The 25,954-nt window shown below is 70.1% G+C and carries 21 protein-coding genes; 17 read left to right on the top strand and 4 right to left on the bottom strand.

The features are described 5' to 3' along the window. The first annotated feature begins 18 nt into the window (after positions 1–18). Together FHS07_RS16745 and FHS07_RS00460 are read left to right on the top strand one after the other, a co-directional pair. Entirely contained in the window at positions 19–2,637 is a 2,619-nt protein-coding gene (locus FHS07_RS16745) for a nucleotide-binding protein (RefSeq protein ID WP_343054568.1), read from the top strand. Further along, the gene (locus FHS07_RS00460) at positions 2,634–3,125 is read left to right on the top strand and encodes a peptide deformylase (RefSeq protein WP_183417970.1); all 492 of its coding nucleotides are present in this window, start codon (positions 2,634–2,636) and stop codon (positions 3,123–3,125) included. Before FHS07_RS16745 ends, FHS07_RS00460 begins: the two co-directional genes overlap by 4 nt. 172 nt (positions 3,126–3,297) lie before the next feature. On the opposite strand, the gene FHS07_RS00455 is transcribed toward FHS07_RS00460, so the two are convergent. Continuing rightward, positions 3,298–5,124, bottom strand: coding sequence for an AMP-binding protein (locus FHS07_RS00455; RefSeq protein ID WP_183417969.1), 1,827 nt, complete (start codon positions 5,122–5,124; stop codon positions 3,298–3,300). A 156-nt stretch (positions 5,125–5,280) separates the two neighbouring features. Here FHS07_RS00455 and FHS07_RS00450 point away from each other — a divergent pair, with 156 nt between their 5' ends. From FHS07_RS00450 to FHS07_RS00440, 3 genes are read left to right on the top strand one after another with little or no spacing between them, the layout of a single operon-like run. Then, positions 5,281–6,216 (top strand): ROK family glucokinase, encoded by a 936-nt coding sequence (locus tag FHS07_RS00450; protein ID WP_183419345.1) that lies wholly within the window; start codon positions 5,281–5,283, stop codon positions 6,214–6,216. Positions 6,217–6,218: 2 nt separating this feature from the next. Beyond that, a complete protein-coding gene (locus tag FHS07_RS00445) occupies positions 6,219–6,932 on the top strand; it encodes a lysophospholipid acyltransferase family protein (RefSeq protein ID WP_183417968.1) in 714 nt (237 codons plus the stop codon). Positions 6,933–6,941: 9 nt separating this feature from the next. After that, complete coding sequence (locus FHS07_RS00440; RefSeq protein ID WP_183417967.1) at positions 6,942–8,279, top strand: class II 3-deoxy-7-phosphoheptulonate synthase; 1,338 nt, start codon at positions 6,942–6,944, stop codon at positions 8,277–8,279. 354 nt (positions 8,280–8,633) lie between these two features. On the opposite strand, the gene pknB is transcribed toward FHS07_RS00440, so the two are convergent. Together pknB and FHS07_RS00430 are read right to left on the bottom strand one after the other, a co-directional pair. After that, positions 8,634–10,583 (bottom strand): Stk1 family PASTA domain-containing Ser/Thr kinase, encoded by a 1,950-nt coding sequence (gene pknB / locus FHS07_RS00435; RefSeq protein ID WP_183417966.1) that lies wholly within the window; start codon positions 10,581–10,583, stop codon positions 8,634–8,636. Between the two features lie 60 nt (positions 10,584–10,643). Next, on the bottom strand, positions 10,644–11,633 hold the full coding sequence (locus FHS07_RS00430; protein ID WP_183417965.1) for a LysM peptidoglycan-binding domain-containing protein: 990 nt from the start codon (positions 11,631–11,633) through the stop codon (positions 10,644–10,646). Between the two features lie 140 nt (positions 11,634–11,773). On the opposite strand from FHS07_RS00430, the gene FHS07_RS00425 reads away from it, so the two are divergent. Continuing rightward, positions 11,774–12,118, top strand: coding sequence for an Rv2175c family DNA-binding protein (locus FHS07_RS00425; RefSeq protein WP_183417964.1), 345 nt, complete (start codon positions 11,774–11,776; stop codon positions 12,116–12,118). 32 nt (positions 12,119–12,150) lie between these two features. On the opposite strand, the gene FHS07_RS00420 is transcribed toward FHS07_RS00425, so the two are convergent. Continuing rightward, positions 12,151–13,230, bottom strand: a complete 1,080-nt coding sequence (locus FHS07_RS00420; protein ID WP_183417963.1) for a polyprenyl synthetase family protein — start codon at positions 13,228–13,230, stop codon at positions 12,151–12,153. A gap of 64 nt (positions 13,231–13,294) precedes the next feature. Between FHS07_RS00420 and FHS07_RS00415 the strand changes: the two genes are divergently transcribed. From FHS07_RS00415 to murC, 11 genes are all read left to right on the top strand, one after another. Further along, a complete protein-coding gene (locus FHS07_RS00415; protein WP_183417962.1) occupies positions 13,295–13,705 on the top strand; it encodes a DUF3040 domain-containing protein in 411 nt (136 codons plus the stop codon). A gap of 312 nt (positions 13,706–14,017) precedes the next feature. Then, positions 14,018–14,449, top strand: coding sequence for a division/cell wall cluster transcriptional repressor MraZ (gene mraZ / locus FHS07_RS00410; RefSeq protein ID WP_055957500.1), 432 nt, complete (start codon positions 14,018–14,020; stop codon positions 14,447–14,449). A 99-nt stretch (positions 14,450–14,548) separates the two neighbouring features. Beyond that, complete coding sequence (rsmH, locus tag FHS07_RS00405; RefSeq protein WP_183417961.1) at positions 14,549–15,502, top strand: 16S rRNA (cytosine(1402)-N(4))-methyltransferase RsmH; 954 nt, start codon at positions 14,549–14,551, stop codon at positions 15,500–15,502. After that, positions 15,499–16,125: a cell division protein FtsL gene (gene ftsL / locus FHS07_RS00400; RefSeq protein WP_183417960.1), complete on the top strand. Its 627-nt coding sequence runs from the start codon at positions 15,499–15,501 to the stop codon at positions 16,123–16,125. Before rsmH ends, ftsL begins: the two co-directional genes overlap by 4 nt. 5 nt (positions 16,126–16,130) lie before the next feature. Further along, positions 16,131–17,924, top strand: a complete 1,794-nt coding sequence (locus tag FHS07_RS00395) for a peptidoglycan D,D-transpeptidase FtsI family protein (protein WP_183417959.1) — start codon at positions 16,131–16,133, stop codon at positions 17,922–17,924. Positions 17,925–17,988: 64 nt separating this feature from the next. Further along, entirely contained in the window at positions 17,989–19,401 is a 1,413-nt protein-coding gene (locus FHS07_RS00390) for a UDP-N-acetylmuramoyl-tripeptide--D-alanyl-D-alanine ligase (protein WP_183417958.1), read from the top strand. Then, complete coding sequence (gene mraY, locus FHS07_RS00385; protein ID WP_183417957.1) at positions 19,398–20,504, top strand: phospho-N-acetylmuramoyl-pentapeptide-transferase; 1,107 nt, start codon at positions 19,398–19,400, stop codon at positions 20,502–20,504. Before FHS07_RS00390 ends, mraY begins: the two co-directional genes overlap by 4 nt. After that, positions 20,501–22,021, top strand: coding sequence for a UDP-N-acetylmuramoyl-L-alanine--D-glutamate ligase (murD, locus tag FHS07_RS00380; RefSeq protein WP_183417956.1), 1,521 nt, complete (start codon positions 20,501–20,503; stop codon positions 22,019–22,021). The genes mraY and murD overlap by 4 nt, the downstream gene beginning before the upstream one ends. Before the next feature lie 11 nt (positions 22,022–22,032). Continuing rightward, on the top strand, positions 22,033–23,286 hold the full coding sequence (gene ftsW / locus FHS07_RS00375; RefSeq protein ID WP_183417955.1) for a putative lipid II flippase FtsW: 1,254 nt from the start codon (positions 22,033–22,035) through the stop codon (positions 23,284–23,286). A gap of 35 nt (positions 23,287–23,321) precedes the next feature. After that, positions 23,322–24,395 carry a glycosyltransferase gene (locus FHS07_RS00370; protein ID WP_183417954.1) on the top strand — a complete coding sequence of 358 codons (1,074 nt, stop codon included), beginning with the start codon at positions 23,322–23,324 and terminating at the stop codon, positions 24,393–24,395. A 100-nt stretch (positions 24,396–24,495) separates the two neighbouring features. Then, positions 24,496–25,902, top strand: a complete 1,407-nt coding sequence (gene murC / locus FHS07_RS00365; protein ID WP_183417953.1) for a UDP-N-acetylmuramate--L-alanine ligase — start codon at positions 24,496–24,498, stop codon at positions 25,900–25,902. The last annotated feature ends 52 nt before the right edge of the window (positions 25,903–25,954 follow it).

Here is a 25,954-nt window from a genome sequence, read left to right as displayed (position 1 = left end):
TCCCGTTTGGAGACTGCAGTGACCCCCGACCGCACTGACGCGAACCCCGACGAGAACGCCGAGCACGGCGTCCTCGACGAGAGCGGGAACCTCGATACCGCCAGCATCACGATCCTCGGTGGGCACATCGCTCAGGTCAACGTCGACCTGCCCGTGGCCAGCGACGACGACATCGACGACGACGTGATCGAAGACGAGATTCCCATCGACGATCCCGACCGTGCCCTCCTCGACAGCCCGATCGAGCGCCGCTCCGACGACGGCGATCGCGAGATCGCCCAGGTCCACCACGTCGAGTCGCTGCCCACCGGCGACATCATCCTCGAGCCCCACGAGGGCGTCGACGACACGGTGTCCGCGTACGGCGACGAGAACCACGATGTGCAGGATGCCGAGCTCGTCGACGACGACCACGGCGCCGAGACTCCCCACGCGGACGTTCCGCATGTCGAGGACGCGGAGACGTTCGACGTCGCGCACGACGCACATCACACCGAGTACGCCGAGACGCGTGATGCGGAGCTCGACGGGGAACACGCCGACGCCTACGAGGCTGAGCCCGGCGAGACGCACGACGGGGAGCACGCCGACGCCTACGACGGGGAGCACCCCGACGTCCACGACGCCAGAACGCCCGTCGCGGACCACGCCGACGAGATCGCCGAGACGCACGAGGCCGAGATCACCGACGAGCACGCCGGTTCTCACGACACTGAGCGCGCCGACACGCTCGAGCCGGATGCCGCCGAGCTCCGGGAGTTCTCCGGGGCAGACGCCCACACGCCGGACGCCCACGAGGGGGCGGAAGCGTCTGCGAACGAGACGCACGCTCCGGATGACGCCGATCAGGGTGACCATGGTCGCGACGCGGCCGAGGGGTCCGGCGAGGACGCCGCCGTGAACGACCATGCAGATGCGCAGCAAGACGTCCACGCGGCCGATCTGCACGACGCCGAGATCGTCGACGATGTCGAACTGTTCGAGGCCGATGCGGCGGATCCCGACGACGTGTCCGGGATGAGTGTGCTCGACACCCCGATCACGGAGAGCACCCTCGGCCTCGAGGAAGCCCCCGAGGGCTCGGACGCCCCCGACGTGCACGATGCCGCGGCGGGCGGCACTGCTCTCACCCGCGCGCCGTGGGTCCCGGCTTCCGATCGAAGCCGCACCGACGAGAACGACGCCGTGTCCGCATCCGCGGGCGCGCCGGACGAGCCCGCGACCGAGTCGGCAACGGCCCCTGAGGAGGACGACGTGGCATCCGAGAAGGAAACCCCTGAGGCGGATGCGACCGCACCGCCGAGCGCGGCACCGTCTGCGACGACGGACCCGGCACCGCGTCGCACCGGCGCCGAGGCGACCGGCCCGGTATCCACCCCCGCGTCGACCACTCCCGCGACGGGGGAGATCGCCGCATCGGCGACGGCTCCCGCGACCGGCCCCGGTGCGGCCGCATCCGACCCGGCGCCGGCGACCGGGCCCGTGCCCGCCACTCGTGCCGAGCGCGCGGCGACGGGTGCCATCGGTACCGTCCCGCTCACGCGCCGCGGCGCGCACCAGGCCGATGAGTCCGCACGCGCCGCCGACGAGGCCGCGCGCGCCGACCGCGCGCACGCGGTGGAACGCGTCCGCACGCCCGCGCCCGAGGTCACGCTGACGTCGAAGCGCATCGGCCAGATCGACGACGCCCGCGAGAGCTCCGACCTGCTCACCGCGGACCGTCTGCTCGACCCGCGCCAGATCTCCAAGCCCGAGCCCGAAGGACTCTGGCAGCAGCTGGTCTACTCGGTGTCCGGACACCGCATCAATCTCGGCGACGGGCGTCGTGCCCGTGACCGCAAAGACCTCGATCAGCGGATCGCCGCACCCCTCACCGGTGGCGCGCGCTTCGTGCCGGTGCTCTCGCGCAAGGGCGGAGTGGGAAAGACCACCGTCACGTCGCTGCTGGGAATGGCTCTCGCCGATGCGCGTGACGACCGCATCATCGCCGTCGACGCCAACCCCGACCGCGGCACGCTCGCCGACCGGGTGGGTCGACCGAACGGCCGCACCGTGCGCGATCTCGTGCGCGCCCACGACGAGGTCGCGGGTTACCACGACGTCTCCTCGATCGTGGCCCGTGACGCCACCCGCCTCGACGTGCTGGCATCCGATGCGGATCCGCGGGTGTCGGAGGCGTTCAGCGACGATGACTACCGACGCGTCGCCGACGTGGCCGCGCACTACTACTCGATCGTGCTGACTGACACCGGCACGGGGATCGTCCACTCGGTGATGGGGGCGACGCTCGAACTCGCCCACACGGTCGTGATCGTGGCGGGCCTCTCCGTCGACGAGGCCCGCCTCGCATCCGAGACCCTCACCTGGCTCGAGACCAACGGGTACTCTGCGCGCGTGCGCGATGCCGTGGTGGTGCTGAACAATTCGCGGCCGGGCACCCCACTCGTGCGCGAGAGCGAACTCGAGGCGCACTTCCGCTCGCGGGTGCGCACCGTCATCCGGATGCCGTACGACGCACGCATCGCCGCGGGCAGCGCCATCACCTTCCGCGACCTGCAGCCCTCGACGCGGCAGGCGGCGCGTGAGCTCGCCGCTGCCGTGGTGGAGGGACTGCGATCACCGGTGGCCGCCGCATGACCGTGCGTCCGATCCGCTTGTTCGGCGACCCGGTTCTGCGCGCCGTCAGCGCGCCCATCGATCAGATCGACGACGGCGTCCGTGCCCTCGTGCAGGACCTGATCGACACCGTCGAGCTGCCCGGTCGTGCCGGGGTGGCCGCCCCTCAGATCGGGGTGGGCCTGCGGGCCTTCAGCTACAACATCGACGGCGACGTGGGGTACGTGCTGAACCCCGTTCTCGTCGAGACGCGTGGCGAGCCGGAGGCGGTGGGAGAAGGATGCCTCTCGGTCCCGGGTCTCTGGCACGATGCCATCCGCTACCCGTGGGCGAAGGTCGTGGGCATCGACCTCGACGGCGCCGAGGTGGTGCTGGAGGGTGAGGGACTGCTGGCGCAGGCCCTGCAACACGAGACCGATCACCTCGACGGGATGCTCTACCTTTCGCGTCTGCCCGCCGACACGCGTCGCGAGGCGATGCGCCAGGTGCGCGAGAGCGACTGGTTCTGACCCGCACGCCGTCGCATCAGATCGGGTGGATGCTCAGCCATGCGCCCAGGGGCAACCCGGTCTCCTCCCGAAGCGCCGAGGTCGTGCGCATCGCGAAGGTCGTGTGCTGTCACCGCCGCGACGGAGAACGGCCCGGCCCCCCGAGGGGGAGCCGGGCCGTTCCGCGTCGTCGTCAGGGCAGCGACACGTTGGTCGTGTTCACCGGTACGGCGTAGAGGTCTTCGATGGCGTCGGCGTAGTCGGACACGATGACGTTGCGCTTGATGCTCATCTTGGGCGTCAGATGTCCGCTGGCCTCGGTCCACTCGGTGGGGAGGATCGTGAACTTGCGGATCGACTCCGCGCGCGACACACGGGTGTTGGCGCGGTCGACGGCAGCCTGCACCTCGGCGCGCACCTTCTCGTTCTCGGCCGCATCGGTGAGCGACATGTCGGAGGGAAGGCCGTTGTTGGCGAGCCACGTCGGCAGCATCTCGGAGTCGAGGGTCACCAGCGCCGCGATGAAGGGCTTGTGGTCGCCCACCACGACGACCTGTCCGACGATCGGGTTGGCGCGGATGGGATCCTCGAGCGCCGCGGGGGCGACGTTCTTGCCACCGGCCGTGACGATGATCTCCTTCTTTCGGCCCGTGATGGTGAGGAACCCGTCGCTGTCGAAGGCTCCGATGTCGCCCGTTTTGAACCATTCGCCGTCGAACGCCTCGGCCGTGGCTTCGGGGTTCTGCCAGTACTCGCGGAAGACGTTGATACCGCGCACCTGGATCTCGCCGTCGTCGGCCAGTCGTACGCCGACGCCCGGCAGCACGGGGCCGACGGTGCCGATCTTGGACTTCGTGGCCAGGTTCACCGTGGCGGGGGCGGTGGTCTCGGTGAGGCCGTACCCCTCGAGGATGACGACGCCGAGGCTGCGGAAGAAGTGACCCAGACGCGGGCCGAGCGGGGCCGATCCCGACACCGCGTAGACGACCCGGCCACCCATGGCATCCCGGAGCTTGGAGTAGACGAGCTTGTCGAAGAGCGCGAACTTGAGCTTCAGTCCGAGCGGGATCTTCTTGCCGTCCTGCAGGCGCTGCGAATGATCGATCGCGGCGTCCGCGGCCGCGCGGAAGATCTTGCCCTTGCCGCCGGCCTCCGCCTTCTGCTCGGCGGAGTTGTAGACCTTCTCGAACACGCGCGGAACGGCGAGGAGGAACGTGGGCTGGAACGAGCCGAGCGCGGGGAGGAGCTGCTTCGTATCGGGCTGATGGCCCGTCTTCACCCCGGCGTGCACGTTCAACAGTGAGATGAAGCGCGCGAACACGTGAGCCGTCGTGATGAACAGCAGCGTGGACGCGCCCTCCGTCTCGACGACCTCGTGCAGCGCCTTGGCGGAGTTGCGCGCCAGTTCGACGAAGTTGCTGTGCACGAGCACGCAGCCCTTGGGCCGCCCGGTCGAGCCCGAGGTGTAGATGAGGGTGGCCACATCCGACGCCTTCGCGAGGTGACGGCGCCGCTCGATCTCCTCGTCGGTGATGTGCGTTCCCTTCGCCACGAGCGCGTCGAGGTCGCCCGCGTGCATGGCCCACACCTCGCGCACGAGGGGAACGTCGCTGCGCACCTCGTCGAGCCGCTCGGCATGTTCGGCCGACTCGAGTACCACGGCGATGGCGCCCGAATCCGCCAGGATCCATGAGATCTGCGCCGGGGAGCTCGTCTCGTAGACGGGCACCATCACGGCGCCGGCGTAGAACAGGGCGAAGTCCACGAGCGTCCAGTCGTACGTGGTGCGCGCGATGAAGGCGACTTTCTCACCCGGCTGCACCCCCGCGGCGACGAACCCTTTCGCCAGGACGATGACCTGCCGCTCGAACTCCGCGGCGGTCACGTCGCGCCATCCGCCGGCGTCGGGGACGGCGAAGAGGGGGCGGTCGGGGGTGGCCCGAACACGGTCGGCCAGGAGGTCGGACGCGTTGGCGTCCGGATCTGCGGGGACGATGAGGGGAAGGTCGAACTGGATCACGGTAACTCCTTCGGCACCGGAAAGAACGTCGAGCGGTGCGTCGAGTCTATCCGCACGGTTTCCGGCCGTACCGGGACCCGCGTGTCCCGCACCGCGCGCGCGGCATGGCTAGACTTCACCGGGCCGAGCCGCGCGGTCGGCCCGGAAGGGAGCACGGTGCAGAACGTCGGCATCGACATCGGGGGCACGAAGATCGCGGGAGGCGTCGTCGACGACGACGGCACCATCATCGAGAAGCTCCGGGTCGACACCCCCATCGACCCCGCCGCCCTCGTGGATGCCGTGGTCGACATGGCCGACCATCTGCGCCGCGCCCACGACATCCACGCGATCGGGGTCGCCGCGGCCGGCTTCATCAGCCTCGACCGCAGCACCGTCATCTACGCCCCGAACATCGACTGGCGAGACGAGCCGTTGCGCGCCCGCCTCGAGCAACGCCTCGACGCACCCGTCACGATCGAGAACGACGCCAATGCCGCAGGCTGGGGCGAGTACCGCTTCGGAGCCGGTCGCGGCGTGCACGACATGGTCATGCTCACCATGGGCACCGGTGTCGGCGGCGCCGTCGTCAGCGGCGGCGAACTCTTCCGCGGCGGCCACGGCATCGGCGGTGAGCTCGGCCACATGCGCTTCGTGCGCGGCGGGCACCCCTGCGGGTGCGGGCAGAACGGATGCCTGGAGCAATATGCCTCGGGCCGCGCCCTGCAGCGCGAGGCGAACGCCATCGCCGACGAGGGTGGCATCGGGGCGGCCCTGGCCGCGATCCGCGAAGAGAAGGGCGCCATCCCCGGGCCCGCCGTCTCGCGACTCGTGCTCGCGGGCGACCCGGGCGCGGTCGAGGCCCTCCGCCGCGTCGCCACCGCCCTCGGCGAGGCGTGCGGCGGCTTCCAGGCCGTGCTCGATCCCGAGCTCTTCGTCATCGGCGGCGGCGTCGCGCAACTGGGCGCCGATCTGCTCGCCCCGGTGAAGCTCGCGTACGAGACGTCGCTTCCGGGGTACGGTGAACGTCCGGTCGCCGACTTCGCCATCGCACGTCTGGGCAACGACGCCGGCCTCATCGGGGTCGCCGACCTCGCCGGGAAGGAGCTCTGACGATGTTCTACTGGCTCATGAAATACGTGGTCATCGGGCCCGTCATCAAGGCGATCTTCCGCCCGTGGATGGTGGGTCGGCGCAACATCCCGACCGAGGGGGCGGCGATCCTCGCCAGCAACCACCTGTCGTTCTCCGACTCGATCTTCCTGCCGCTCATGATCGACCGTCGCATGGCGTTCCTCGCCAAGAGCGACTACTTCACCGGTAAGGGCATCAAGGGCTGGGCCACGCGGATGTTCTTCACCGCGACGGGCCAGCTGCCCATCGACCGATCCGGCGGCAAAGCATCGGAGGCCTCGCTCAACACGGGCCTGGGCGTGCTCGGTCGCGGCGAACTGCTCGGCATCTACCCCGAAGGCACCCGCAGTCCCGACGGCACGCTCTACCGCGGCCGCACCGGAATCGCCCGCATGGCGCTCGAGGCCCGCGTGCCGGTCGTGCCGGTCGTCATGGTCGACACCGGTGCCGTGATGCCGATCGGCCAGCGTCTGCCTCGTGTCGGACGGGTCGGCATCGTCATCGGCGAGCCGCTGGACTTCTCGCGCTTCGAGGGCATGGAGGGCGACCGTTACGTGCTGCGTTCGGTCACGGACGAGATCATGGTGGCGCTTCATCGTCTCGGAGAGCAGCGTTACGAAGACGTCTACGCCTCGACCGTGAAGGACCGCTTGGCCACCGCGCAGGCGGCGAAGGCGCCCGCGTCCCGCCACTAGACTTCAGGGGTGAATCAGCAGCTCCACGACCTCGACCACTGGCGATCCCTGCCCATCAAGCAGCAGCCCCAGTGGTATGACGAGGGCGCGGTGGCCGCGGCATCCGCGGAGCTGGCGACCCTCCCGCCGCTGGTCTTCGCCGGCGAGGTCGACAATCTCCGCGACCGTCTCGCGCGCGCCGCCGCAGGCCAGGCGTTCCTCCTGCAGGGCGGTGACTGCGCCGAGACGTTCGCCGGCGCGACCGCCGAGCAGATCCGCAACCGCATCAAGACGGTCCTCCAGATGGCGGTCGTGCTCACCTACGGCGCCTCGATGCCCGTGGTGAAGATGGGCCGCATGGCCGGGCAGTTCGCCAAGCCGCGCTCGAGCGACGTCGAGACGCGCGGCGACGTGACGCTGCCTGCCTACCGTGGCGACATCGTCAACGGCTACGACTTCACCGAAGCCTCGCGCCGGGCCGATCCCGCGCGACTGCTCAAGGGCTACCACACGGCCGCGTCGACCCTGAACCTCATCCGCGCCTTCACGCAGGGCGGGTTCGCCGACCTTCGCGAGGTGCACAGCTGGAACAAGGGGTTCGCGAGCACCCCGGCCAATCAGGCCTACGAGGCGATGGCCACCGAGATCGACCGGGCCATCAAGTTCATGGAGGCTGCCGGCGCGAACTTCGACGAGCTCACGCGCGTGGAGTTCTACACCGGTCACGAGGGTCTGCTCATGGACTACGAGCGCCCCATGACGCGTATCGACTCGCGCACGGGTCTCGCCTACAACACCTCGTCGCACTTCCAGTGGATCGGTGAGCGCACCCGCGAGCTCGACGGCGCGCACGTCGACTACTTCTCGAAGATCCGCAACCCGATCGGCGTCAAGCTCGGCCCCACGACCACGCCCGAGGCGGCGCTCGCGCTCATCGACAAGCTCGACCCCGAGCGGGAGCCGGGCCGGCTGACGTTCATTACGCGCATGGGCGCCGGTAAGATCCGCGACGCACTGCCGCCGCTGCTCGAGGCCGTCCGGGACTCGGGAGCAGTGCCCCTGTGGGTCACCGACCCGATGCACGGCAACGGGATCACCACACCCACCGGTTACAAGACGCGTCGCTTCGACGACGTCGTCGACGAGGTGCGCGGGTTCTTCGAGGCTCACCGCTCGGTGGGGACGCACCCCGGCGGCATCCACGTCGAACTGACCGGCGATGACGTGACCGAGTGCCTGGGCGGTTCGGAGCAGATCGACGAGGCGACCCTGGCGACCCGCTACGAGAGCCTGTGCGACCCCCGCCTGAACCACCGCCAGAGCCTGGAGTTGGCCTTCCTCGTGGCCGAGGAGCTCGAGAAGCGCTGACCGGTCCAGCCGCCTGACCGACGCCCCCGATCCGCCGTGGTCGGGGGCGTCGTCGTTCCCGCGGGTACCGGTCCCGTCGACGGGCTGAGGCACCTCGACCGGCTCGGGTATCGCGACGGGCTCGGGACCTCGACGGGCTCGGGACCTCGACGGTCTCAGCGACTTCGACGGGCTCGGGACCTCGACGGTCTCAGCGACTTCGACGGTCTCAGCGACTTCGACGGTCTCAGCGACTTCGACGGGATCAGCGACCTCGATGGGATCAGCGACCCCGACGGTCTCAGCGACCTCGAGGGGAGAGGCGTGCAGTGGCTGAGCTGGTCGAAGCCCCTTGCCACTCCCGCGGCGCGGCCGCTACAGCGTCGGCGTCAGGGTGATGGTGCTGCCCTTGGGCGCGGTCTCGCCCGCCTTGGGGTTCGTGGCCCGCACCTTGTAGATGTCCCAGTATGTGAAGCCGAGCGGCAGGGTGCCGTCGTCGATGCCCGCGTTCACCTCGAACCCGAGCCCCTCCAGCGCCGTCACCGCCTCGCGGATGGTCATTCCCACGACGTTTCCGGGGATCTCGACCGGTTCCGGCCCGATCGACACGATCAGCGGCACGGTGTCACCGGGGCGCCAGTTGCCGTCACCGTCGCGATCGCCGATGCCGATGACGACCCCCGATGCCACGCTGTCGCTGTACCGCTCCGAGACCGAGGTGGCGAGGCCGACTTCGTCGAGCGCGCGTTCAGCGCGCGACTGCGACTCACCGGAGACATCGGGGAGGGGGCCGAGCGACACGACCAGCGACGCCGCATCGCCCTCGTACACGGTGCAGCCGTCGGTGCATCCGATGGCGTCGCCGCCGGATCGGGGGATGACGGATGCCGCCAGCACGGTGCCGTCGCCGGCATCCGAGAACTCCCTCGACGGGTCGCCCATACCGACGAACGCGGCGTCGAAGATGCCGTTGACCTCGTCGGCGCTCTTGCCGGCGAGGGCGGGGATCTGATGCGTGGCGGGGCCGACGGAGACGTAGACGGTCACGAGCGTGTCCTTGTCGAGGCGCTCGCCCGCCGCGGGGTCGGACCCCACCGTCGTGCCGGCAGGGATGTCGCGATCGTTGACCTCCTGTGCCTGCGCGCGCAACTGGTTGGTCGCCAGCAGCGTCTCGGCGTCGGCGAAGCTCCGCTGGGATACGTCGGGAACGGCCACGAGGGAGCCGGGGCCCGAGCCGAAGTACCAGCCGGCACCCGCCGCGCCGACGGCCAGCAGCAGCACGAGAACGAGCGTCCAGACGCCCCGGGTGGTGCGGCGGCGGGTGCGCGTGCGCAGGCGCGCGGCGTTGTCGGGCTCTTCGGTGGTCGCGATGGGCAGTGACGCGGTCTGGGGGAGCACCTTGGTGAGCTCACGCGAGTCGGCGGCGCTGGCAGCCCCGGTGGTGCCGATGGCGACCGCCCGGGCGACCTGAGGGGCGAGCCCCAGCTCTTTCTCGACCGCGCGAAGGCGTTCCAGCATCGTGCCGGCGTCGAGCGGGCGGTCATCGGGTCGGCGCTCGGTGGCCCAGAGCACGAGCTCGTCGAGCTGTTCGGGCACCGAGGGGTTCTTCGCACTCGGACGCGGGACGGAGTCGGTCGCATGCTGGTAGGCGATCTGCATGGGCTGTTCGCCCTTGTAGGGCTGCTCCCCGGTGAGCATCTCGTAGAGCATGATGCCGAGCGAGTAGATGTCGCTGCGTGCGTCGGCGGTGCCGCGGGTGACCAGCTCGGGTGCGAGGTAGGCGATGGTGCCCATGAGCTGGGCGCCGCTGGCGGTGTTCGCGGTCGTCGCGCGTGCGAGGCCGAAGTCGCCGATCTTGATGCGGCCGTCCTCGGCCAGCAGCACGTTCTCCGGCTTGACGTCGCGGTGCACGATCCCCGCACGGTGGGCCGCCGCGAGGCCCGAGAGGATGGCATGCATGATCGTCAGGGTCTGATCGATCGTGAGGCGCCGGTGCTCGCGGAGGAGTTCGCGCAGGGTGATGCCGGGAAGGTATTCCATGACCAGGTAGGCCATCTCGCCGTCCTGGCCCTGGTCGAACACGTTCACCACGTGCGGATCGCTCAGACGCGCGGCGGAGCGGGCCTCTTGGATGAACCGGCTCTGGAACACGGTGTCGTCACTGAGGTGGCCGTGCATGACCTTGAGCGCCACCCGACGCTCGAGCCGCAGGTCGGTGGCGACGTACACGGTCGCCATGCCGCCGCGCGCGATACGCGCGCGCACCCGATACCGACCGTCGACGAGACGGCCGATCAGCGGGTCTGCCTGCTGACTCGTGCTCACGGGTCGAGTCTACGGAGCGGCCCCTGTGAGCCCGGGCAACGGCTCACCGTGGGCCGCGACTCAGCCCAGAACAGCGAGCCACGTGGTGGCGGGCTGCTCCCACTGCGCGTAACGGTCGGGGTAGGCCGAGATCTGCACGGCCTGCGCCGCATCGGCGTAGGGCATCTGCTCCCAGCCGGGGATGTCGAGGAGGCCACGCGTCGTGAAGCCGTTGGGGTCGGAGGGGCCGCCATAGAACACACGCGTCGCGCGGTCCGGATCGCGGATCTGCTCGGGGGTGCCCCAGCCCATGCTCGGTCGCTGTTGGAAGAGACCGAGGGAGTCGCGGTCGCCCCAGTCGAGGTTGCGCAGCCACGATTCCTGCATCGCGGTTCCGAGGGCGATCCGGATGCCGTGGTCGGAGACGCCGAGCTCCCGACCGATGCGGATGATCAACCGGGCGTTGTCGGACTGCTCGGCGTCGAGGCCGGGGGCGGTGACCGCAGCGGCAGCGGCGGGAGCCGCGGCGGGAGCGCCGGAGGGAATCTGCAGCACGTCGCCGGGGTAGATGATCGAGGCGCGCGTGAGGCCGTTCGCGCTGAGGACCGCATCGAGCGAAACGCCGTTGGCGCTCGCGATCGCCGAGATGGTGTCGCCGGGCTGCACCTCGTGCGTCACGGCCGCGGGCACCGGGGCGGGGACCGGGGTCGGCGCCGAGGGCGCGGCGGGTGCGCCGCCGAGCACGAGCACCTGGCCGGGGCGGATGACGCTGTCGGGGCCGAGTCCGTTCGCCGCCTGTACAGAAGCCACGTCGAGACCGTTGGCGCGGGCGATGCCCCACACGGTGTCGCCGGGCTGCACGGTGTAGGTGACTGCACTGGTCAGGGAGGTCAGCACCGGAAGAACTTTCAGCGGTGCGGTCGGCAGCGAGCTGAGGGGCGGGGTCGGAGGTGCCGCGTGCGCCGCACCTTCTCCGGCGAGGCTGAGGGCGATGGTGCCCGCTACGGCGGCGGGCCAGGCGGCGACGATCCGTCGGGTCGTCGGCAGGGCAGGGAGGGGGAGTCGTCGCATGGTGGGGGGATTTCCGTTCGTCAGACTGCCCGCCACGCTCGCATGCTGCGATACGGATGTCAACGTGTGAGGCGCATGTGACACGTGTGACCGAACGGCCGCGGGGGTGCGTCGTCGGCGGAGGGTGAGATAGTTGCACCGTGACCGAGACGACCCGTTACGAAACCGACTGGCTGACGATCCCCGACCTCGTGGAGCTCCTCGACGAGCCCCTCGGCCGCGTGCGTCGGCTGATCGACGAGGACTACCTCGTCGGATCCCGCCGTGACGGCGTGTTCAAGGTGCCCGCGGTGTTCCTCGCCGCGGGCCGGCCCCTCCCGGCTCTGCGCGGGACGATCATCGTGCTGCATGACGCCGGGTTCGACCCCGACGAGACCATCGACTGGTTGCTCACCCCGGAGCAGACCATCGGTGTCGCGCCCATCGAGGCGCTCCGCGCGGGCCGCAAGAGCGAGGTACGCCGGGTCGCCGCGACCCTCGCCTGAGTCGTCGAGGCGGCGGAGCCGATCGCGGCCGGTCAGGCCGCGCGATCGGTCGCCGCGCGGGCGAGCGCCCGGAGCTCGTCGACCGCATCGGCTCGCAGCGGTGCACCCGAGAGCGCGAGGTCGGCGCGATGCGCGTAGTCGGCGATGAGCTCCTCGGTGCGCGCGAGCGCGCCGCTGTCGACGATGGTGCGCTGCAGGATGCCGATCTGCTCGGCATCCAGAGCCGGGTCGCCCAGTCGCTGGTCGATCGCCTGACGTTCCTGCGGTGAGACGGCTTCGCGGGCGTAGGCCACCAGCACGGTGCGCTTGCCCTCGCGCAGATCATCGCCTACGGGCTTTCCCGTCACGGCGCTGTCGCCGAAGACCCCGAGCACGTCGTCGCGCAACTGGAACGCCATGCCCACGTCGTGGCCGAAGCGACCCAGCGCGTCGCTTTGAGAGTGATCGGCGCCGCCGAGCGCCGCACCGATCTGCAGCGGCTGCTGGATGCTGTAACGCGCCGATTTGTACGAGGCCACCCGCAGGGCACGCTCGGCGTGCGTGTCGTCGGGGTGGACGGTGTACGCGGACTCCTCGGCGACGTCGAGGAATTGTCCGATGGTGACGTCGCGGCGCATCTGCGCGTACGCCTGCCGGGTCGCATCGGCGGCGGCGGAGCCCCGCAGGCCCTCCTCGAGCAGATCGTCGCTCCATGCGACCAGGAGGTCGCCGAGCAGGATCGCCCCCGAGCGCCCGAACGTGTCGGAGTCGCCCGTCCATCCCGCGTCCCGGTGCGCGCTCTGCAGGGCGCGATGTGCCGCGGGCTGCCCGCGACGGGTGTCGGAATTGTCGACGAGGTCGTCGTGCACGAGGGCGGCCGCGTGGAAGATCTCCAGCGACGTGGCCACGGCGAGGGCGGCATCGTCGAAGCGGGTGGGCGCCGGTTGCACCGCCCCCCAACCCGTGAGACAGAACCGCGCGCGCAGACGTTTTCCGCCGCGGAGGGCGGAAGCGCCGGATCGGGTGAGCATCTCTGCCTCTGGACCGAGGGCGGCGGCGTACAATAGCTGTTCGGTGAGGAAGTTGTCGAGTCGCTGGGAAACAGCTTCGATCGGTTCCGGCGAGGTCGGCACGGGCCTAGCCTAGTGATCCTCGCCCCACGTAGAATCGTCCACACCGAACAATAGAGGGGGATGCATGCCACTCTCCGAACAGGAGCAGCGTCTGCTGGATGAGATGGAGCGCCATCTCATGAGTAACGACACCGATGTCGTCACTGCCCCCAGTCGCGCCCTGAGCTACCGCAACATCGTCCTCGGCTCGATCCTGGTGCTCGCCGGGCTCGGCGCCCTGGTGGTGGGCGTGTCGATCGGCTTCAATACGGGCTTCCTCGGCATAGGTATCGGTGTGCTCGGTTTCCTCCTGATGGTCGGCGGTGTGATCTTCGCGGTGACGCCGATGCGCGGATCCGTCGCCACAGCCTCCCGTGCCGGTGCACCCGGCGCCGGGGCATCCGGTGGCGCCAAGTCCCGGGCCGCGCGTGCCTCGGGCTCATCGTTCATGGACCGCATGAACGAGCGGTGGGACCGCCGCCACGAGGGGCAGTAACCCTCTACTTTTCTCGTGAAGCACCGGCTCTTCGGAGCCGGTGCTTTTTCGTGCGCCCGGGGAAGGGTCATCCAGAATCGCGCGGGGGAGGAGCGAATCCCTCCCTTTTCCTCCACGGGCGGTCTCACGCGCCCGTCCACCGCGTCGAGAACCCCGGCATTCCGCGGATCACGCGCGCGGGGCCGAAGGGGCAACCGCACCGTACACGTCGCCGGAATCCAGCGGAAGATGCGTCTTCCGATAGCCAAGTGGAGGTCAGTGGAGTAAAGTGGAGAAAACTTCGCAGGCCGGACGAAGGGGGTGGACGCCCGAATGCTGCTCGGCACGCACACTCCCAAGCTCGATGACAAGGGGCGCGTCATCCTGCCCGCGAAGTTCCGCGACGATCTCGGCGCCGGAGTGGTGATCACCCGAGGGCAGGACCGCTGCCTCTACGTGTTCAGCACCGAGGAGTTCGAGCGCGTGCACGAGCGGATCCGCGAGGCTCCGCTCAGCAACAAGCAGGCCCGCGACTTCCTGCGCATGTTCCTCTCGGGGGCCAGCGCCGAGAAGCCCGACAGCCAGAACCGCATCACCGTCCCCCCGGCCCTGCGCAGCTACGCGGGTCTCGGTCGCGAACTGGTCGTCACCGGTGTCGGCGCGCACGCCGAGATCTGGGACGCCGAGGCCTGGAACGCCTACGCCGAAAGCAACGAAGACACGTACGCCGAGATGGAGCAGGAGGTGATCCCGGGATTGTTCTGACCCTCCGGCTGTGATGCCCAGCCGCACGCCCTGACGCACTTCCCCGGCGCCAGGTCGATGCGGATGGGGATCAGAGCCGAAGGATCGGACCCCGTCATCATGGACATCCGCGACATCCACACCCCCGTCCTGCTCGAGCGTTGCGCCGAACTTCTCGGGCCCGCTCTGCACAAGCCCGGTGCCGTGTTCGTCGACGGCACGCTCGGCATGGGCGGGCACTCCGAGGCCTTCCTCGAGCGCTTCCCCGAGTCGCGCCTCATCGGCCTCGACCGCGACACCGACGCCCTGCGGATCGCGGGGGAGCGGCTCGCGCGGTTCGGCGACCGCGTGACGCTGGTGCACACCGTCTACGACGGGATCGCCGAGGCCGTGGCATCCGCCGGCGTCGAGAAGGTCGACGGCATCCTGTTCGACCTCGGGGTGTCTTCGCTCCAGCTCGACGAGGCCGCCCGCGGCTTCGCCTACGCGCAGGACGCGCCCCTCGACATGCGCATGGACCAGACCACCGGCGTCACCGCCGCCGAGGTGCTCGCCACCTACGGCGAGGGCGACCTGCGCCGGATCTTCGAGCGCTACGGCGAAGAGAAGCTCGCCGGGCGCTATGCCCGCGCGATCATCGCCGCCCGCGCGACGGCGCCGCTGGAGCGCTCCGCCGAGCTCGTCGAGGTGCTGCAAGCGGCCACTCCGGCCGCCGTGCTGCGCGAGCGTCACCCAGCCAAGCGCGTCTTCCAGGCTCTGCGCATCGAGGTCAACGCCGAACTGTCGGTGCTCGAGCGCACGATCCCCGCGGCCCTCGATGTCCTGGGCGTCGGCGGGCGCATCGTCGTGCTGTCGTATCAATCGCTGGAAGACCGTCTGGTCAAGCGCGTGTTCGGTGCGGCGTCGACGTCGACCGCCCCCCGGGGACTCCCCGTGGAGCTGCCCGAACATGCGCCGAAGTTCCGGTTGCTCGTGCGCGGCGCCGAGCTCGCGAGCGACGAAGAACGCGCAGCCAACCCCCGTGCCACCCCCGTGCGTCTGCGCGCGGCCGAGAGGATCCAGGAGGACGTATGAGTGCATCCCCGGCCATCGACCCCCGGGTCGTCGACGACTTCCTCCCCGACTTCCCGACGCCCGTCCGCGAGCGTCGTCTCACCGTCGTTCCGACCCCCACCCGTCGGCGGGTGCCGCGGCGGCTGTTCGGGATCATCGCCGTCTCGGGCGCCCTCGTGATCGTGCTCGCCCAGATGGGGCTCAGCATCCTCACCACGCAGAGCTCGTTCGAGATCGCCTCGCTCACGCAGCAGCAGCGCGACCTGACGTACCAGAAGCAGATCCTCTTCGACGAGACGGCGGGCCTCAATTCGCCGCAGTACCTCGCCGCCAATGCCGCCGCCCTCGGAATGGTCATCGACGAGTCGCCCACGTACCTGCGACTGAGCGACGGTGCCGTCGTCGGTTCCGACAAGCCGGCCGACACGACGTCGTCGGTGGATGCCAGGGGCCGCGGCTCGGTGGGCAACGCCCTCATCACGGGCGTGCCGCTGGTCACCGACCCGGCGACGGCGACCACGGAGACCGGCGGCACGGCCCCCGACGCAGCAGCCACGGCCCCGGCCGAGGCGACGACCCCCGACACCGGATCCGCGACACCCCCGCCGATCAGCGACGGTCTGCCCACTCCCGCGACACGATGAGAGCCATGACGACAGCCACCTCCCGGTCCCCGCGGCGTCGCACCGTCGTCGCCCTCGCGGTCGTGTTGATCGTGCTCGTCGCCTTCGTGGTGCGCCTGATCGACATCCAGGTCGTGAACGCGCGCGAGCACGTCGACGACTCGCTTTCGATGGGTCTGCAGTCCTCGCGCACCCTGTACGCCTCGCGCGGGCCCATCGTCGACGCGAACGGCACGCCACTCGCGACGAGCATCAACCGCTACGACGTGCAGATCGACCCGTCCCTCGCCGTCGACGGCGTGACCACCTACGACGACGACGGCAACGAGGTCACGACCCCGTGGCCGGAGCTCGCCGCGCGCATCGCTTCCGTCCTCGGGCAAGACGCCCCAGACGTGCGGAAGATCGTGACGGATGCCGTGGCCGACAACCCCGACTCGCAGTACGCCGTGATCGCCAAGGGCGTGTCCACCGAGCAGTACCGGGCGCTCGCCGACCTCGGGCTGCCGTTCCTCAGCTTCCCCCCGCAGGCGGGTCGGGTGTATCCCGACGGCGCCGTCGGCGGCAACCTCCTCGGCTTCGTCGGCAGTGACGGCCAGGCGCTCGCGGGCCTCGAGTCCGCGGACGACTCGTGCCTGGCATCCACGAACGGCAAGGTCGTCTTCCAGCAGAGCCTGCACGGTGTGGTGCTCCCGGGCACCCAGGTCGTCACCCAGCCCGCCGTCGACGGCGGCACCCTGCAGCTCACGATCGACCGCGACCTGCAGTGGTACCTCGGCCAACTCATCGCCGAGCAGGTGCAGAACACCGGGTCGCTGCGTGGCACGATCACTGTCGTCGAGGCGAAGACCGGCAAGATCCGTGCGCTGGCGGAGTACCCCACGGTCGATCCCAACGACCCCACGGCGACGCCGGAGTCCGACCGCGGCAGCGCCGCATTCGGAGACCCGAACGAGCCCGGATCGACGATGAAGGCCATCACCGCGGCCATCGGCCTCGACAGCGGTTCCTTCACCGCGGACACCACGGTCACGGCGTCGTCGCGCGAGGAGTTCGCCGACGGCGCGCGCGTCTCCGACTCGTTCGCACACCCCGAGAACCGCTACACCCTCACGGGCGTGCTCATCGACTCCTCGAACGTCGGCATCTCGAAGTTCGGCGACATGATCCCGCTCGACACACGGGTCTCGTACCTCGAGAAGTTCGGATTGACGCAGCCGACGGCCGTCGGCTTCCCCGGCGAGTCGTCCGGCATCCTGCGCGACCCCGCCGGGTGGGACAAGCAGACCTTCTACAACACCACCTTCGGACAGGGCCTCGCCGTCACGGTGCCCCAGCTGGCGGGCGCTTACCAGACGATCGCGAACGGGGGAGTGCGGATGCCGCTGACCCTCGTCGAGGGCTGCACCGCGGCCGACGGCACCGTCACCGACGTGCCCGACGCGCAGGGCGAGCGGGTCGTGTCGGAGAACGCCGCCGACACGGTCGCGCAGATGCTCGAGAACGTCGCGACCCAGGGCACGCTCGCCGACCAGGTCGCGATCCCCGGGTACCGCGTGGCGATCAAGACCGGTACCGGTGAGAAGACCGACCCGGTCACGGGCGCCTACAAGTCCGACGCCTACTTCACCACGATGATCGGTTTCGCCCCCGCGGACGACCCGCAGTACGTCGTCGAGGTCAACCTCGACGAACCGCGGACGGTAAAATCGTCGGCGGCCACCGCGCCCGCGTTCCAGAAGGCCCTGACGCAGGTCCTCAAGACCTACCGGGTCATCCCCTCCGGAACCACGACCCCCGAACTGCCCAAGTTCGGCTGAGACACCCGCACACCGGTCTCGTCTCGGTAACGAATGCGACATCGGAAAGGGCGTCCGCACAGCAATGATCTCTCTCAGCCTCTCCCACATCGCCGACGTGCTCGGCGGTCGTCTCGTCGTGCGCCGCGGCGACACCCCTGACACCCTCGTCTCAGGCCTGGTCGACACCGACTCGCGCCTGATCGCGCCCGGCGACATCTTCGTCGCCAAGCCCGGCGAGACCACCGACGGCCACCTTTTCGTCGGCACCGCCGTCGAGCGCGGAGCGGCGTTGGCGATCGTGGAGCGCGAGCTCGACGACGAGGTCAGCCAGATCGTGGTGCCCGATGTCGTGGCGGCCCTCAGCGACCTCGCTCGCGACGTCGTGGCCCGCGTGCGGTCCGCGGGCGAGCTGAAGATCGTCGGCATCACCGGCTCCAACGGCAAGACCACCACCAAGAACCTGCTCGCGCGCATCCTCGAGGGCACGGGTGAGACGGTGTCGCCGCGGGCGTCGTTCAACAACGAGGTCGGCGCCCCCCTGACGATGCTCCGTGTGACGGATGCCACGCGGTACCTCGTCAGCGAGTTCGGCGCGAGCGCCCCCGGTGCGATCGCGCACCTCGCGGGACTCGTCACCCCCGACATCGGCGTCGTGCTCATGGTCGGGATGGCCCACGCCGGCGGGTTCGGCGGTATCGAGTCGACCTTCCACGCCAAGAGCGAACTCGTGCGCGCCACCCGCGAGGGGGGCCTCGCCGTCCTCAACGTCGACGACCCGCGGGTCGCCGCGATGGAGCCCATCGCGTGCGAGCGCGGTCAGGGAGTGCGCTGGTTCGGCCGCAGCGAGCGCGCCGAGGTACGCGCCGTCGACGTCGAGGTCTCGGCATCCGGAACACGCGCCGACCTGATCGTCGACGGGCAGGCGTACACGCTGACCTTGCGGGTGCTGGGCGAGCACCACGTCATGAACGCCCTCGCCGCCCTGGCCGCCGCCACCGCCCTGGGGGTGCCGGCTGCTGACGCGGTCGCGCGCCTCGAGACGGTCGAGATCGCCGAGCGGTGGCGCATGCAGCCGCTCGGTTCCGACCGTGTGCGCATCATCAACGACGCCTACAACGCCAGCCCCGACTCGATGGCCGCAGCCCTTCGCACCCTCGCGCAGATCACCGGTCCCGGCGAACGCACGGTCGCCGTGCTCGGGGCCATGAGCGAGTTGGGCGAGTACGCCGACGAGGAGCACGACCGCGTGGGGCTCCTGGCCGTGCGTCTGCGCATCCAGCGGATCGTCGTCATCGGACCCGAAGCCCGGCGCATGTACCTCGAGGCCATCGCCCAGGGGTCGTGGGACGGCGAGGCCGTCTTCTTCGCCGACGCCGACGCCGCGTACGACTACCTCTCGACCGAACTGCGCGACGGTGACCGCGTGCTGGTGAAGTCGTCCAACTCGGCGGGGCTCCGGCATCTCGGCGACCGTCTGGGAGACTTGTTCGCGTGAGATCACTTCTGACAGCGGCGGCGATCTCGCTCGCCTTCACCCTGTTCCTCACCCCGGTGTTCCTGCGATGGTTCCGCCGGTGGGGCTGGGGTCAGGTCATCCGTACGCCCGAGAACGTGCACAACCCCTCGCACGGGGCCAAGCGCGGCACCCCCACCATGGGCGGCACGATCTTCATCCTCGGCACGATGATCGGCTACCTCATCGGGTCCTACGCCGGCAACAACCCGCCGACGCTGTCGGGGCTGCTGGTGCTGTGGCTGATGCTCGGGTTCGGCGTCGTGGGCTTCATCGACGATTACATGAAGGTGCGCCACCAGAACAGCCTGGGGCTGTCGGGCTGGCGCAAGATCGCCGGTCAGATCATCGTGGCGGTTCCCTTCGCGGTCGTGGCCCTCAATTTCCCCAACAGCTTCGGCCAGACCCCCGCCTCCGGATACATCTCGGTGTTCCGCGACATCCAGGTGCTCTCGCTCTTCGCCCTGGGGCCCGTGCTCGGCTGGCTGCTCTATCTGGCGTGGATCTCGTTCATCGGCACGGCGGCATCCAACTCCGTCAACGTCGCCGACGGTCTCGACGGTCTCGCCGCCGGCTCCGGCATCTTCGTCGTCGGCGCCTACAGCCTCATGGCCTTCTGGCAGAACAAGCAGATGTGCGCCGACGTGCTCGACCCCGCGGTGCAGGCCGGATGCTACGCCGTGCGCGACCCGTTCGACCTGGCGATCGTGTCGGCCTCGTTCGTCGGCGCCCTGGTCGGGTTCCTCTGGTGGAACGCCCCGAAGGCGAAGGTCTTCATGGGCGACTGCGGATCGATGGCGATCGGCGGCGTGATCGCCGCCATGGCGATCCTCACCCGCACCGAGCTCCTCCTCGTGCTGATCGCCGGCGTCTACGTGATCGCCTCGGGTTCGGTGATCCTTCAGCGGGCGTACTTCAAGGCCACCAAGGGCAAGCGCCTGTTCCTCATGAGCCCGCTGCACCATCACCTCGAGATGCGCGGCTGGCCCGAGGTCACGATCGTCGTGCGCATGTGGATCATCGCGGGTCTGCTCGCCGTCTCGGGCATCGGATTCTTCTACGTCGAATGGCTCTCACGCGTATGACCGATCTCTCCTCGCTCACCAGCTGGCACGCCGACTGGAAGGGTCTGCGCGTCGCCGTGCTCGGCCTGTCGGTCACGGGTTTCTCGGTCGCCGACACCCTCTCCGAACTCGGTGCCGTCGTGCTCGTCGCCACGGAGCGGGCGGATGCCGAGTACGCGAGGCTCCTGCCCGTGCTCGGTGTCGACCTGCACGAAGGCCCGCTGGACGCCGTGCCCGCCGCCCTCGTCGACTTCGCGCCCGAGGTCGTCATCGCTTCCCCCGGCTTCGCGCCCCACCATCCGGTCATCCGCTGGACGCAGGAGAAGGGCATCGCCCTGTGGGGCGACGTGGAGCTCGCGTGGCGCGTGCGCGACAAGGTCGTGCGCGCCGACGGGCGCCCCGCCGATTGGGTGCTGATCACGGGCACCAACGGCAAGACCACCACGACACGTCTGACGGCCGAGATGCTGGTCGCCGCGGGCCTGCGGGCCGCACCCGTGGGCAACATCGGCACCCCGGTGCTCGACGCCGTGCGCGACCCGAGCGGCTTCGACGCCCTGGTCGTCGAGCTGTCGAGCCATCAGCTCTGGTACCTCAATCTGCAGAGCGGTGCCGACGCGCTGTCACCGCACGCGGCGGTGTGCCTCAATCTCGCCGACGACCACCTCGAGTGGCACGGCGGCGCCGACGCTTACCGCGACGCGAAGGCGGGCGTCTACGCCCGCACGCGTGTGGCCTGCGTCTACAACAAGGCCGACGTCGCCACTCGGACGATGGTGGAGGATGCCGAGGTCATGGAGGGTGCGCGCGCCATCGGCTTCGATCTCGGCGTCCCCGGACCCAGCGACCTCGGCGTCGTCGACGGCATCCTCGTCGACCGCGCCTTCCTCGAGGAGCGGGCCACCTCGGCCCTCGAACTCACCACGGTCGCCGATCTCGCCGCGCACGGGCTCGCCGCCCCCCACGTCGTGGCCAACATCCTCGCCGCGAGCGCCCTCGCCCGCTCGCTCGGGGCGACACCGGCGCATATCCACGACACCCTCGAGAGCTTCCGCCTCGACCCTCATCGCATCCAGGTCGTCGGCGCGCACGCGGGTGTGACGTGGGTCGATGACTCCAAGGCCACCAACCCGCACGCGGCCGCCTCCTCGCTCGCCGCGTACCCCGGCGCCGTCTGGGTCGTGGGAGGACTGCTGAAAGGCGTCGACCTGAGCGAGCTCGTGCGCTCCCGAGGCGAGGCTGTGCGCGCGGCGATCGTGATCGGCACCGAGCGCGGCGACATCGTCGCGGCGTTCGCGCGACACGCCCCGGCGGTGCCGCTGTTCGAGGTCGACCACGCCGAGACTGAAGACGTCATGGCCCAGGTCGTCGAACTGGCGGCGGGTGTGGCCCGGGACGGAGACACTGTGCTCCTGGCTCCCGCGGCGGCATCCTTCGACCAGTTCTCGTCCTACTCCGACCGCGGCGAGCGCTTCGCCGACGCGGTGCGGGCGTGGATAGCGGGTCGGGCCGACGGAGCGATTCGACCGAACGACTGAGGGGGACACGCGTGACCACGACGGCGCCCCCTCCACGGCAGGCCCCCGACGACCAACCCGAGCGGGGCGGACTGATCGCCCGCGTCTCGTTGGGGCGGGCGTTTCGTCCCGTGTCGACCGAGTTCCTGCTGATCGCCTCGGCGGCGCTGCTGCTGACGGGCTTCGGTCTGGTCATGGTGCTGTCGGCGACCTCGGCGCTCGACGGGGGGCAGAGCCCCTTCGATCACGTGATGAAACAGAGCGTGTTCGCGATCGTCGGCATCCCGCTGATGTTCGTCCTCAGCCGCGCGCGCATGGGGTTCTGGCAGAAGATCGCCTGGCCCGCTCTGATCTTCGCCACGGCGTTCCAGCTGCTGGTGTACGTGCCCGGAGTCGGCATCGCCGCCAACGGCAACCGCAACTGGGTGCAGATCGCCGGCTTCCAGTTCCAGCCCGCCGAGTTCCTCAAACTCGCGCTGGCTCTGTGGATGGGTGCCGTGCTGTACCGCAAGCGCCGGCTTCTCACGTCGTGGGCGCACGTGTTCATCCCGGTCGTGCCCGTATCGGTGCTGGTGATCGGCACCGTGCTCGGCGGCAAAGACCTGGGCACGGTGATGATTCTCGTGCTGGTCGTGCTGGGCGCGTTGTTCTTCGCCGGCATCAAGCTGCGCATGTTCATCGTGCCGGCGGTGCTGTCGGTCGCCGTGGTGCTGTTGTCGGCGGTCGGCAGCGAGAACCGCATGGAACGCATCGGCAGCCTCTTCGCGCCCGACGACGCGTCGTGCTACTACACGACGTGCTACCAGTCGCTGCACGGTGTGTGGGGCCTGGCGAGCGGGGGGCTGTTCGGGCTCGGTCTCGGCAACTCGAAAGAGAAGTACGACTGGCTCCCGGCCGCGGCCAACGACTACATCTTCGCCATCATCGGCGAGGAGCTCGGCCTGATCGGGTGCATCGTCGTGCTCGTGCTGTTCGCGCTGTTCGCCGTGGGGGCGTTCCGTATCATCCGCCGCACCGACGACACGTTCGTGCGCATCATCGCGGGAGCGATCACGCTCTGGATCGTCGGCCAGGCACTGGTCAACATCGGAGTCGTGCTGCGCATCTTCCCCGTTCTGGGCGTGCCGCTGCCGTTCATGTCGCAGGGCGGAACATCCCTGCTGTCGGTGCTGATCGCGTGCGGCGTGCTGCTGTCGTGCGCGCGCACGCTCCCCGATCGCCGCGCGGTCGCCGACGCGGAGGCGCTCCGTCGCACTCCGGGCCGGCGTCCGGCTCGACGGAGCTGACCGGCCCCGCCCCACGACCTGGTTAGGGTCGTACGGTGACGACTTACCTTCTCGCCGGCGGCGGCACCGCCGGGCACGTCAATCCGCTTCTCGCCGTCGCCGACGGCCTCCGTGCGCGCGACGCCGCGGACGATGTGCTCGTCCTCGGCACGCGCGAGGGGTTGGAGTCGCGCCTCGTGCCCCTGCGCGGCTACGAGCTGCTCACGGTGGCGAAGGTGCCGTTCCCGCGTCGCCCCGACCGTGCGGCTGCGGCATTCCCCACCCGGTTCCTCCGGGCGGTGGCGCACGTGCGCCGGCTCATCCGCGCCCGAGGCGTCGATGTCGTGATCGGCTTCGGCGGGTATGCCGCCGCGCCCGCCTACATCGCCGCGCGCCGCGAGCGGGTGCCGTTCGTCGTGCACGAGGCGAACGCGAAGCCGGGCCTGGCGAACGTGCTGGGTGCGCGGCGCGCCGCGGCCGTCGGTGTGGCCTTCGCCGGCACGCCGCTGCGGGGCGCGCGAGAGGTGGGGATGCCGCTCCGCCGTGAGATCGTCGACCTCGACGCCGCGGCATCCCGCGCCGAAGCCGCCGCGCACTTCGGACTCGATGCCGCCCGCCCGACCCTTCTCGTCTTCGGAGGGTCGCTCGGCGCCCTACGTCTCAACACGGCGTTCGGGGGAGCGTGGCGCGACGTGCTCGACGCCGGTTGGCAGCTGCTGCACGTGACGGGACAGGGTTCCGATCTGCCCGACCCCGCCGTCGACGGGTACGCGGTCGTCCGCTACGTCGACCGCATGGACCTCGCCTTCGCGCTGGCCGACCTCGTCGTCTCGCGCTCGGGGGCCGCGACCGTGAGCGAGATCAGCGCCCTCGGCATCCCCGCGGTGTACGTGCCCTACGCCGTCGGCAACGGCGAGCAGAGCCTCAACGCCGCCGCCTCCGTGCGCGCCGGCGCGGCGATCCTCATCGCCGACGCCGACCTCACCCCCGAGCGCGTGCGCGACGACATCGTGCCGCTGCTGCGCGACGACTCGCGCCGCACGGCGATGCGGGCCGCTGCCGCCCGCACCGGCATCCGCACGGGCACGGAGAACGTCGTCGCGCTGATCGACGAGGCGCTCGCGCGTTGAGGCGCAGGGCCGGGCGACACGACCCCCGGGGGCTTCGCAGGGTCCACGCGGGCGCGCCGGGGCATCTGCGCAGGGTCGGCGACGTAAACTCGCAGACGCCATGATCAGACCCGACCTGAGCCTTCCCCTCCCCGAGGACATCGCCTCCGCCCACTTCATCGGAATCGGTGGATCGGGCATGTCGGGGCTCGCCCGCATGTTCCTCGACCGCGGCATCCGGGTGTCGGGTTCCGACCGCGCCGACAGCGCCGCTTTGCGAGATCTCGCGTCGCGCGGTGCGACCGTGCACGTCGGTCATGACGCCGCCCATCTCGGCGACGCCGACACCGTGGTGCACACCGGCGCCATCTGGCCCGAGAACCCCGAGTTCGTCACGGCGAAGCAGCGCGGACTCCACGTCATCCACCGCTCGCAGGCCCTGCACTGGTTCATCGGTGACCGCCGCCTCGTGTCGGTGGCCGGCGCCCACGGCAAGACCACGTCGACGGGCATGATCGTCACGGCCCTGCGCGCCCTCGGCATCGCGCCCACGTTCGTCAACGGGGGAGTCATCGCCGATCTCGGCGTCTCGAGCGGTACCGGTGGCGACGACCTCGTCGTCATCGAGGCCGACGAGTCCGACGGCACCTTCGAGCTCTACGACACCTCGGTGGCGCTCATCACCAACGTCGACCCCGACCACCTCGACCACTACGGCTCGCGCGACGCGTTCGACGCCGCGTTCGCCCGTTTCGCGGATGCCGCGAGCGAGGCCGTGGTCATCTCCGCCGACGACCCGGGTGCGCGCGCCGTGCGCGAGCGCATCACGCACACGGATGTCGTGACCTTCGGCGAGGACGCCTCCGCCGACGTTCGCCTCGGTGCCATCCGCACCGACGGTCCGGTCGCCTTCACCCTCACCGCCGACGGCGAGAGCGTCGACGTGCAGCTGCGCGTGCCTGGCGCACACAACGCCGTCAATGCGGCCGGCGCTGTCGCCGTCCTGCGGGTACTGGGGCACTCGCTGGCCGATGCCGCCCGAGCGGTCGAGGGCTTCGGCGGAACCGTGCGCCGCTTCGAGCTGCACGGCGTCGCGCAGGGGGTCAGCGTCTACGACGATTACGCGCACCACCCCACCGAGGTCGCCGCAGCCCTGTCGGCGGCGCGCACGGTCGTGGGCGAGGGGCGCCTGATCGCCATCCAGCAGCCGCACACGTACTCGCGCACGCAGGAGATGTACCGCGAGTTCGCGGAGGTGCTCGAGACCCACGCCGACCACACCGTCATGCTCGACGTCTACGGTGCCCGCGAAGACCCGGTGCCCGGGGTCACGGGCGAGCTCGTCAGCGATGCGTTCGCGGATCCCGCGCACGTGCACTACGTGCCCGACTGGCAGGCGGCTGCGGACTACACGGCGCGGATCGCCCGTCCGGGCGATTACGTCATCACCCTCGGCTGCGGCAACGTCTACCAGATCATCCCGCAGGTGCTCGACGCGCTCTCGCGTACCGAGGCCGCGGCGGTCTGAGCGTGAAGCGGCCCTCGCCCCTTCCGCACCAGCCGGAGTCCGTCCGGTCCGC

The organism is Microbacterium proteolyticum (assembly GCF_014192415.1).
GTDB classification, from domain to species: domain Bacteria; phylum Actinomycetota; class Actinomycetes; order Actinomycetales; family Microbacteriaceae; genus Microbacterium; species Microbacterium proteolyticum.
The sequence above is the reverse complement of the archived record's forward strand: the minus strand, read 5'-3'. Positions and strand labels throughout refer to the sequence as shown.

Coding starts and splice junctions, on each gene's coding strand:
- FHS07_RS00390 (WP_183417958.1), top strand. CDS start 17,989: ATGATCTCTCTCAGCCTCTCCCACATCGCCGACGTGCTCGGCGGTCGT.
- murD (WP_183417956.1), top strand. CDS start 20,501: ATGACCGATCTCTCCTCGCTCACCAGCTGGCACGCCGACTGGAAGGGT.
- murC (WP_183417953.1), top strand. CDS start 24,496: ATGATCAGACCCGACCTGAGCCTTCCCCTCCCCGAGGACATCGCCTCC.
- ftsL (WP_183417960.1), top strand. CDS start 15,499: ATGAGTGCATCCCCGGCCATCGACCCCCGGGTCGTCGACGACTTCCTC.
- FHS07_RS00430 (WP_183417965.1), bottom strand. CDS start 11,633: ATGCGACGACTCCCCCTCCCTGCCCTGCCGACGACCCGACGGATCGTC.
- FHS07_RS00415 (WP_183417962.1), top strand. CDS start 13,295: ATGCCACTCTCCGAACAGGAGCAGCGTCTGCTGGATGAGATGGAGCGC.
- rsmH (WP_183417961.1), top strand. CDS start 14,549: ATGGACATCCGCGACATCCACACCCCCGTCCTGCTCGAGCGTTGCGCC.
- FHS07_RS00445 (WP_183417968.1), top strand. CDS start 6,219: ATGTTCTACTGGCTCATGAAATACGTGGTCATCGGGCCCGTCATCAAG.
- FHS07_RS00395 (WP_183417959.1), top strand. CDS start 16,131: ATGACGACAGCCACCTCCCGGTCCCCGCGGCGTCGCACCGTCGTCGCC.
- mraZ (WP_055957500.1), top strand. CDS start 14,018: ATGCTGCTCGGCACGCACACTCCCAAGCTCGATGACAAGGGGCGCGTC.
- FHS07_RS00460 (WP_183417970.1), top strand. CDS start 2,634: ATGACCGTGCGTCCGATCCGCTTGTTCGGCGACCCGGTTCTGCGCGCC.